This is a genomic window from Candidatus Krumholzibacteriia bacterium (assembly GCA_029865265.1).
Lineage (GTDB): Bacteria > Krumholzibacteriota > Krumholzibacteriia > WVZY01 > JAKEHA01 > JAKEHA01.
This window is the reverse complement of sequence record JAOUHG010000024.1, coordinates 42,579-49,123: the sequence shown is the minus strand read 5'-3', so window position 1 is coordinate 49,123 and position 6,545 is coordinate 42,579. Positions and strand designations below refer to the sequence as shown.

Genomic DNA, 6,545 nt, shown 5'->3' with positions numbered 1-6,545 from the left:
CGCGGTCGTACACCGTGGTGGAAGCGTGTACCAGCGTGTCGAGTCCCACCAGGTCCGCGGTGCGCAGGGTAGCGCTCTTGGGGCGGCCCAGCAGGCGCCCGGTGAGTGTATCCACCTCTTCGATGGTGTAGCCATCGGCCAGCATCAGCCGCACCGCGCTCATCACCGTGAACGTGCCCACACGGTTAGCGATGAAGTTGGGCGTGTCCCTGGCCACCACCACACCCTTGCCCAGCACCGCGTCGCCGAACTCGCGGAAGAACGCGAGCACTTCGGGGTTGGTTCCTGCGTGCGGAATCAGTTCGAGCAGGTGCAGGTAGCGCGGCGGATTGAAGAAGTGCGTGCCCAGAAAGCGCGGCCGCAGTGCCTCCGGCATGGCGGCGGCCATGTCGGTGATGGAGAGGCCGCTGGTGTTGGAGGTGACGATGGCGTGCTCGTGCACGAACGGCGCGATCTTCTCAAAGAGCGTCTTCTTGATGTCCAGGCGCTCCACGACGGCCTCGAGAATCCAGTCGCAATCCTTGAGCAGCGCGAGATCGTCGTCCAGGTTGCCGACGGTCACGCGCCGCGCGCGGTCGCGCGAGAAGAACGCCGCGGGCTTCCCCTTGACGGCGCGTTCCAGCCCCGCACGGGAAAACGCGTCCCGGTAGGCGCGCGAGGCGGGTTCACCCTTGACCCCCGCGCCCTCGGGTGGAACGATGTCGAGCAGTAACGTGGGGATGCCGGCGTTGGCGAGGTGCGCGGCGAGCGCGCTGCCCATGACGCCGGAGCCGAGGACCGCGGCCCGATGGATGGAGAATGACAACGAAAACTCCTTGTCCGACTTGGGAATAGAACAGACGCCTTACCTATACGCAGCCGGGTGCGGCGTGTCAACTACGGGGCTCGGCGTGGCCTGGCAACGGCAAAGGCACGGTGCTTGCCACTCAACTGGCAGCAACAACCGGACCGGCCGAAGGAACAACGGGGAACGTATGGGAATCAAGCGCGCACATGCCGTTTCCGGCACCATCGCCGCCCTCATTATAGTGGTGGCGGGGTGCTCCGGTTCGCCGCGTTTCACCAGTTCCCCCACGCGGTCCGAGCCGGCCCCGGTCGTCTCGCTGCCCCCGGCCGGCAGCTCCGACACCACCAGCAGCGCCCGCGGCGACGAAGTGGTCAAACGCGCCGCGGACTACCTGGGCACGCCCTACCGCAACGGCGGCACTTCGTCCAAGGGGCTCGACTGCTCGGGGCTTACCTTCACCGTGTATCGCTCCTTCGGCATCCAGCTCCCGCGCGTCTCGCGCGACCAGGCGCGCGTCGGCAGTCCGGTACCGCGCAGCGACCTGGAGGCGGGCGATTTGATCTTCTTCGGATCGGGAAGCCGTATCTCGCACGTGGGCATCTACGCGGGTGACGGCGAGTTCATCCACGCGTCAGACCGCGCGCGCAGCGTGCGCTTCGACCGGCTGGACAACAAGTACTTCAGAAATCGCTACGTGACGGCAAGGCGGGTGTTGTAGGGAAAACGGTCCTTGTGGCGCGGGCGCTCGCGGTGCGCTAGACTGTGCGCATGACCCTCGACAACGAACCCCGCGCCCGCACCGGTATCTTCGACAAGCTCAAGAGCCAGGCCGCCGAGGTCATTGGCACTTCGCGCAACCGCATCGACACCTTCTCCGCCGACGTCGAAAGCCGCATCTTTCACTTCCTCACCATGCTCATCCTGCGGCTGGTGGCGTTCGTGTGCGTGGCGCTGGGGCTGTTCTTTGCAATGTTGACGGTGATATTCGGCTTCGACCTGCCGCCGCGTTATGCGCTGGGTATTCCCGCGGCAACCTTCCTGCTGGTCGGGGTGACCGCGGTCATTCTGGTGCGCGTCAAGAAGCGCAAGAAGCCCGCGCGCAAGTAACCGAACGCTACCGGAAATCGCGGATCAGTACCACATCACGCGTGGCGTTGCCCACCGATCCGATGAGCCGGCTCGAGTCCGGCATCCAACGCATCCCGAAGACGGACAGCGCCGCAAACGTCGTCAGCTGCCGCGCGTTTCCTCCCGCGGCATCCGTGAGCCAGACGTTGTCGTAGTTGTCCACCTGCCGCACTACCGCGACGTGCTTTCCGTCGAGCGAATACGCGTAGTTCGTGACCTGTTGGTCGGTGAACCGGGTCACACGCACCGGTTCGCCGCCACCGAAGCTCAAGCGGGACACATTGCGCGCCGGGTCCGAGCGATCGATATAACTCAGCCCGCTGCCATCCGGCAGCCACTGCAGGTTAATCGCCGTCTGCGGCGTTGAAACCGTCAGCGGTGCCCCGTCCCCCTCGCAGGGGTAAGCCTTGTACGCGATTCGCAGCAGGCTTGCCACGTGCTCGAACTCCCCCACCAGGACACGGCTGCCGTCCGGGGAGAAGACTCCCGAACCGCGGGTGGCTTTTGGCGCCAGCAAGCGCGGTTCCCCGCCCGCGGTGGGGACGATCCACACCCCCTGCACCGAATCGGAGACGGCGAACGTCGCATACTTCCCGTCCGGCGAAATATCGAGGAGATTCTCGCCCGCGAAATCCGACAACCGGCGCGCGCCGCTTCCGTCCGTTCCGATCCGCCAGAGATGCTGCTCACCCTCGTTGTAGATCTGCAGCACAATGACGTCCCCACCCGAACGGATGTTCGTGACGTGGCCTGGAGGCGTGGTGATGAGCTGCGCATCGCCTCCGGTGGACGGCATGGCGAACAGCCGCAGGAACTGGTCGCGAACCATCGAGTAGTAAACCACCTTTTCCCCGGCGTTGAACGCACTGGGCGTGTTCTCCGTGCTCGTGGCGCGCGTGAGCTGGACGGCGTCTCCACCCGGGACACCCACCGACCACAGGTTGGAAAGCGATGTGGTCCGCACCGCCGCGATCCCGTCGCCCGCCTTCGAGGCGGAGGGACTCTGGTACTGGTTGAAGTCGTTGGTGATGCGCCGCACCTGGCCACCCGGGTAGGAAACCATGTAGATCTGGTTCGTGAATCCCATGTTGAGGTCGACGCCGGTGGCCAGCAGCCCGCTGCCGTCTCCCATCCAGCCGATGCCCAGATAGAAAGCCTGCTTGCGTTGGAGGATATCGCTGCGCTTGCCGGTGTCGACATCGAACGTCACCACCGTGGACTGGGATACCGGTGGTGGCACGAGCACAATGGTCGCGATGGTTTTCCCGTCGGGCGACCACACGGCATCGGTGCTCATCACCTCGGGGGTACGAACCGAGACGAGTTCCTTCTCGGCACCACCGCCGATGGGCATGACGAAGATCGCGGTCCTTCCTTCCTGGGGGAACCCACGCGTGAAGGCAAACTGGGTTCCGTCGGGAGAGAACGACACCCGCGAATCGACGTCGAACGCCCGCTTCTCCGAGGGTCCGCCGAGCGAGGCCATGCGGAACAGCGTGCGGTACAGCGGCGTCTCCGGATCGCGCGCCAGGTAGAAGAGGTAGTTGCCGTCCGGCGAGAAGACCGGTGATTCGACGATGCGATCATCCATGGGCAACACTTCAACGTCGCTGCCCGTCGCCACCTGGCGAACAAACATGCCAAAACGGCCGCCATCCACCACCAGGTACGCCAGGTAGCGGCCGTCCGGCGACATGATGCAGTCGCTGACATTGCCGCGGCTCGTCGCCGTGTGAATCCGCATATTCTCGAACGGGTTGCTCTGCACCGCGGCCTCCCGGCCGTGATCGCGCAACGCGAAGAACAGCGCCGCCGCAATCACCACCGCGCCCGCCGCGATCACGGGAACCAGCGGCACGCGCCGTCCGCGGCGTCCCACGATGGGTGCCATGCTGCCGCTGCCGGTGGTGGCGGAGGTGGCCGATACTGAAAGCGAGTCGTACTCGTCCGCGATTTCGCGCAATTCCAGCGCGAGATCCTTCATGGACTGCAGCCGCTGATCCGGCGCCTTGTTGAGGCAGCGGCGGATGAGGCGGCGCAGCTCCGCCGGCGCGGCCGGGTTGATCTCTTCGATGGGGGCCGGCTTGTCGTGGAGGATCTTGTGCATCGTCTCCACGTTGGAGTCGGCGAGAAACGGCCGCTGGCGCGTGGTGGCCTCGTAGAGCATGCAGCCGAACGAGAAGATGTCGGAGCGGTGGTCGACCGATTTTCCCTGCACCTGCTCCGGCGACATGTAGTACACCGTGCCCAGCACCGCGCCCTCCGCGGTCTGCCCGCCCACCTCGGTCATCGCCGAGGCCGACGCCTCGCCACTGCGCTGTTCGGTGAGCTTGGCCAGCCCGAAGTCCAGCACCTTGGCGAACCCGTCGTCGGACACCATGATGTTGCCCGGCTTGAGGTCGCGGTGCACGATGCCCGCCGCGTGCGCCTTGGCGATGCCCTCCGCCGCCTGCGCGAGATAACCGAGTAGCGTGCGCAGGTCGGTCTTTTCCTCGTGGATCCGGGCGCCCAGTGTCTTGCCGCTCACCAGTTCCATGGAGATGAACTGCACCGAACCGGTGGACGCCTCGCCCGAGGCCGACTTCACCGTGTCCTGGCCGATTTCATAGATGGTGATGATGTTGGGATGGTTGAGCGACGACGCCGACTTGGCCTCCTGCACAAAGCGGCGCACACGCTCCTCGCTGCGCACCAGTTCCTGCGGCAGCACTTTGAGCGCCACGTTGCGTTCCAGCGTCTGATCCTGCGCGAGGTACACCTCGCCCATGCCGCCCGCGCCGAGCGGCCCTACCACGCGGTAATGGGCCAGCTGATCCTCGGGCTGGAGGGTCCGGGATGTGCTCATCGAAACTCCTTCAATTCAACGTGTTGAGCGGAAACGGGCGAAGCCCGGATAGTATCACACGTCGTCCCCGCTGGCAGGCGGTTCGTGCCACTTTTCGCGCGGCACCCACACCTTCTCGGCGGGGTCGTTCTCGTAGTGGGGAGACATGATCTGCACGCCGTGCTCGTTGAAGACATCCTGTATGTTGGCGTGCAGCGCGCTGGCAACACTGGCGCGCGTATCGGGGCGTTCCAGCCGGACCAGTAGCGTGTACTCCACATAGAAGTCCGACAGCGCCGATTGCAGGACGCCAGGCTTCGCGTCCTTGCGAATGCCCTCCGTGCGCTCCGCCGCGGTGATCAGCATGGCGTGGACCTGCCGCCACGGCGTCGAATACCCGATGGTGATCGTCGTTGGCAGCATCGCACCGGTGTTCCTGGTGAGGCGCGTGTAGTTCTTGGTGATGCTGCTCACAATCACCGCGTTGGGGACGTTGATCTCCTCGTCGCGCGGCGTACGGATCTTGGTGGAGAGCATGCTCATCGACATGATGGTTCCCTCGTGCTCGGCCACCTTGACGTAGTCGCCCACGCGCAACGAGCGCGAGTACATGAGGATGTATCCGCTGGCCGCCTGCGACACCACACTGGATGCGCCCAGTGACACCATGAGGCCCAGCAGCACGCTGAGGCCCTTGAACGCCGCACCGCCGCTGCCGGGAATGAACGGAAATGCCAGCGCGACGGCGAGCAACCATATGAATATCGAGATCAGGCGCTGCGTGGGAAGCGCGGTGTCCGCGTCCACAGCGGGGAGTTCCATGCGCCCGTCGCGCACCGCTTCGAACAGCAACCGGGACCAGCGCGCGATGAACCGGGCCATCGTGAAGATGATGACCACCATCAGCAGGCCGGGAATGCTGCGCACAATCGCCATGACCACGGTCAGGACCGTGTTCCCCAGGTACCCCCCCAGCTGGTCACCCCACGGGCTCGTGTAGGGGAACTGGTCGAGGACGAAGGCGAGCCACGAATACGCAATAAGCAGGGCCAGCACGAGGCCGGCAAGGCGGACCACCAGGCGAACCAGCGTCACCAGCTGGGCGGCGACCGTGGACTGGGCCTCCTTGAGCCGCTGCACCCGGCCCTCGGCGTAGCCCCCCAGCCACCGCGTGAGCCAGATAACGAGCCGGCGCAGATACTGGATGGCCCGCACCATGATCACGGTTGCAAGCAACGCCCGCAGCAGCGCGGAAATGATGGCATTCAGGGAGCGCTGCTCGCGGTAGGCGACGATCGCCGCTTCCAGGTTGCCCGTCACGGCTTCCAGAAACTGTTGAAAGCTCTGATCCAGAAACGGGTCAACGTCGCCCTTCGTCACCACAAAGACCAGCCGGCCATCCACCTGCACCACCGCGCCGAGGTCGTTTTGGCCCACCGTCACCTTTCCCGGGCCGCGCTCGGCCATGACCGCCTGCAGGCGCTGCGTCGCGGTCTCCAGACGCTTGTCCGGGGAGTAGCCCATGAGTTCGCCGCGGAAGACGAATACCGGCCGGTTGGCAATGGTGAGGGTGGCGGGTTGGTAGGCAGCGACGGCTTCGGGCGCAGAAGCGGCGAGAGTGGTATCGGTGAGCGCGGGCGTGCCGGCGCCCGCCGCAAGCGCATGCACCAGGAATAGCAGCGCAAGAGCAACCAGCCGGCCCATCCATCTTCCCAGACGCATCCGCATGTTCGATTCCTCCCTGCAGCCGCCCGTAAGGCGCGCTGTCGCCGAGTCTACGCGGGCCGCGCGGTCCCGTCAACGAAT

At 65.4% G+C, this 6,545-nt stretch carries 5 protein-coding genes; 2 read left to right on the top strand and 3 right to left on the bottom strand.

The genetic code is table 11. The annotated features are described in order from the left end of the window. On the bottom strand, window positions 1-805 hold an 805-nt coding region (locus OEX18_11060), incomplete at its 3' end, for a 3-hydroxyacyl-CoA dehydrogenase family protein (GenBank protein MDH4337799.1). Between the two features lie 169 nt (window positions 806-974). On the opposite strand from OEX18_11060, the gene OEX18_11055 reads away from it, so the two are divergent. Together OEX18_11055 and OEX18_11050 are read left to right on the top strand one after the other, a co-directional pair. Continuing rightward, complete coding sequence (locus OEX18_11055; protein ID MDH4337798.1) at window positions 975-1,505, top strand: C40 family peptidase; 531 nt, start codon at window positions 975-977, stop codon at window positions 1,503-1,505. A 50-nt stretch (window positions 1,506-1,555) separates the two neighbouring features. Then, a complete protein-coding gene (locus tag OEX18_11050; protein MDH4337797.1) occupies window positions 1,556-1,894 on the top strand; it encodes a phage holin family protein in 339 nt (112 codons plus the stop codon). Between the two features lie 7 nt (window positions 1,895-1,901). Here OEX18_11050 and OEX18_11045 read toward each other — a convergent pair whose 3' ends face one another. Both OEX18_11045 and OEX18_11040 read right to left on the bottom strand, forming a co-directional pair. Beyond that, complete coding sequence (locus OEX18_11045) at window positions 1,902-4,760, bottom strand: protein kinase (protein ID MDH4337796.1); 2,859 nt, start codon at window positions 4,758-4,760, stop codon at window positions 1,902-1,904. A 54-nt stretch (window positions 4,761-4,814) separates the two neighbouring features. Further along, complete coding sequence (locus OEX18_11040; protein MDH4337795.1) at window positions 4,815-6,467, bottom strand: mechanosensitive ion channel family protein; 1,653 nt, start codon at window positions 6,465-6,467, stop codon at window positions 4,815-4,817. Window positions 6,468-6,545 lie beyond the last annotated feature (78 nt).